The organism is Alloalcanivorax venustensis ISO4 (assembly GCF_015356855.1).
GTDB classification, from domain to species: domain Bacteria; phylum Pseudomonadota; class Gammaproteobacteria; order Pseudomonadales; family Alcanivoracaceae; genus Alloalcanivorax; species Alloalcanivorax venustensis.
On record NZ_ARXR01000067.1, the window covers coordinates 1 to 3,051 of the forward strand.

At 69.3% G+C, this 3,051-nt stretch carries 3 protein-coding genes; all 3 read right to left on the bottom strand.

All coding sequences use genetic code 11. The features are described 5' to 3' along the window. Positions 1-39: 39 nt before the first annotated feature. On the bottom strand, positions 40-879 hold the full coding sequence (locus ISO4_RS16760; RefSeq protein WP_194856973.1) for a hypothetical protein: 840 nt from the start codon (positions 877-879) through the stop codon (positions 40-42). Positions 880-1,089: 210 nt separating this feature from the next. Continuing rightward, a complete protein-coding gene (gene ampD / locus ISO4_RS16765) occupies positions 1,090-1,620 on the bottom strand; it encodes a 1,6-anhydro-N-acetylmuramyl-L-alanine amidase AmpD (RefSeq protein ID WP_194856974.1) in 531 nt (176 codons plus the stop codon). Between the two features lie 55 nt (positions 1,621-1,675). Further along, positions 1,676-3,051: DUF1631 family protein (locus tag ISO4_RS16770; RefSeq protein WP_194856975.1), on the bottom strand; the 1,376-nt coding region annotated here is incomplete at its 5' end.

The window sequence follows — 3,051 nt, forward strand, 5'->3', positions numbered from 1 at the left end:
TGTTAGGCACCATAGAATCTCCCACAATGCTCGCTCCAGCTAGGTGGGCAATACAGCCCAGAGCGCGGCGAAAATAAGCCACACCGCTAGTGCGCGGAGCATCAGCTCCTGGAGGGCTTCGAGGCGGTTGACGCCGGCCTGGAAGGCGGGCTCGTCGCTGTCGGCGTCGCCGCCGAGGGCGGCGTCGGCGGCCAGGGTGAGCAGGCCGCGGCTGTCGTCGAGGCGCCAGATGCGCCCGCTCACGGCCTGGGCGACCATGCCGAAATGCCCCACCAGGGCCAGCGCCAGGGCGGTCAGGCGCGCCGGGATCCAGGCCAGGGCGATGTCCAGGCTGCGGGCCCAGTCGCTGTGCTCCGGGTGACGGCGCAGCCAGGCGCGGTTAAGCACGAACAGCAGCGCCGCGCCGAAGCCCAACACCGTGACCCAGAACAGCACCGCGAACAGGTCACCGGCGCGCAGCACGAAGCGGCCGGCGAGATCGTTGAACCAGGCCCGCTCGTTGTCCGGGCCGTCATCCAGCGGCCCGGTGTCGAAGGCCCGGGCGGCGCTGCCGGCCAGGGCGTCGCGGTCGTTCATGCGCCCGCGTACCAGCAGGGTGTCCATGCGCCGGAACTCGCTCTCCACGCCGATCAGCCAGAGCAGCAGCACGCCGCCCAGCAGCAGGGTCAGCAGCGCGCCCGCCAGGCCGCACAGCCAGCTGAACAGCAGCGCCACCAGCAGCGTCGGCAAGGCCACCGCCAGCCACCAGGCCAGCGCGCCGCCGCCCGGCGACAGCCGATCGATAAAGCGCTGATGGCGCTCCTCGCGGGTCAACCAAAGCGGCCAGCCGCCGTCACGACGGCGCAGGGCGAGCACAAGAAGAATGACGAGTAGTTTCATATCTCCGTTTATACCATGTTGCCCAGAGAATTGTAGGAGCGGGCCTTGTGGGAGCGGGCCCCGCCCGCGAAAGGGAGCGAAGCTCCCGGCAGGATGCCAGAGAGGTGTCTAACGGTGTCACAAACAGCGTCTCTGGGATCCTGCCGGCAAGCAGAGCTTGCCTTTCGCGGGCGAGGCCCGCTCCCACAAGGGCTCGGTCCAACCAAGCCGTTAGAGTCGGGTCCAGTCGAAGGCCGGGCCCGGGTCGGTCTTCCGGCCGGGCGCGATGTGCTCGTGGCCGGTGATGGCGTCGTTGGACAGGCGCGGGTAGTGGGCGATCAGAGCGTCGAGCAGCGTGCGCAGGCTGCGGTACTGGGCGTCCTCGAAGGGAACGTGGTCGGCGCCTTCCAGCTCGATGCCCAGGGCGAAGTCGTTGCAGTTGTCCCGGTCGCGCCAGCGGGAGACGCCGGCGTGCCAGGCGCGCTGGTCGCAGGCGACGAACTGCACCAGCTCGCCGTCGCGGCGGATCAGAAAGTGGGAGGACACCTTCAGGTCGCGGATCTCTTCGAAGTACGGGTGTTCGGACGGGTCCAGGCGGTTCTGGAAAAAGGCTTCCACCTGGGGGCCGCCGAACTCTTCCGGCGGCAGGCTGATGTTGTGGATCACCACCAGGGAGATGTCTTCCGGGTCCGGGCGGGCGTTGAAGTTGGGCGACGGCACTTTGCGCGCCTGGTCCACCCAGTGATTGGTGAGCGTCAGCATGGCGCTATTTTCGCGGGCCGGGCCCGCTCCCACAAGGGCCCGCTCGCACAAGACGTCAGGCGCTTTGCATGCGGCGCAGGTCGCTGATCACGGCTTCCAGGGCGCGGTCGAACAGGGCGCCGTCCTCGATCAGTTTGACCTCGCCGTCGTGGAGTGCCTGGGCCAGGCCGGCGGCGTCGTATTCGCGCACCTTGATGCCGCGCCGGTTGATGAACACCAGCTTGGCGCCGTCGCGGATGTTGGCGGCCAGCTTGGCGCGCTGCGCGTCCTCGCCGTCGCCGATTTCCAGCCACTGGCCGGCGCGCAGGCGTCGGGCCCGTGCCACCAGCTCGTGGTCGTCGGGCAGCGCCGAGGGGGCTGGCGGCTCGGGCTCCGGCGCCTTGGGCACCGCCACCCGCTCAGTCTCCAGCCCCTTGATCAGGCTGTCGTGGACCGCCAGCAGGTCGTCCAGCAGGGCGCGGGTTTCGCCGGCGTCGTATTGAATGGATTCCAGGCCGTGCTCCAGCGCGCGCACCACTTTCGGGCTCAGGTCGCGCAGCTTCTCCAGGTCCGCCGGCGCGCGGTGGGGCATCACGCTCCACACCAGCGCGTCCACCACCTTGGCGTAGCGGCGCCAGGTGTCGCTGTCCTCGCCCTGGCGCAGCCAGGTCAGGTAGAGCACCTGCTGCCAGCCCTGGCGCAGCAGGCGCACCGCCACGTCCGGCACCTGGCGGCCGGCCAGGCGCGCATCGATGTAGCGGCGCACCGCGTCGGCGGCTTGCTCGGCGCGGGCCTTGCCCTCCTCGGCTTCGCGCACCCGCTCGGCGACGCGCTCGGCGCGGGCCCGCTGGTCGCTGAAGAACGATTCGAACTCCGCCAGCAGCTCGCTGAACAGGGCGGCGTCTTCGTCGTAATCGTCGATGATGGCGTGCACTGCCCGGTCGATGCGCTGGTAGGTTTCGTCGTCGTAGCCCTGCTGCGGGTCCCACTGGCAACCGGCGCGGGCCAGGGTGTTGAGCAGCAGGCGGGCGTCGTGTTCTTCGTTGCTGAAGAAGGTCTTGTCGGCGATCGCCACCTTCAAAAGAGGGATCTGCAGACGGCCGATCAGCGCCTTGATTTCCGAGGGCAGGCCCTCGTCGTCGAGGATGAAGTCGAACAGCATGGCGACCAGGTTGATGACGTCGTCGTCGGCCTGATCCAGGGCGTGGATGGCCTCGCTGTTCTCGCTCTCGAGCAGGTCGGAAAGCTCGTCCTTGACGCTGCGGTCCTGGGCGTCGGCGCCGCCCTCCAGAGCATGCTCAAGGCGCTGCAGGCGGGTGAGCAGGCCGAACAGGTCCTGGCTGCTGACCGCCTGCACCGGCGCATCGGCGGTGAGCGGGGCGCCGTTCAGGTGGGCCACGCCGTTGTGCATGATCGCCATGCCGGAGGTGGGCGCGGCGCCACCGCCGGCCA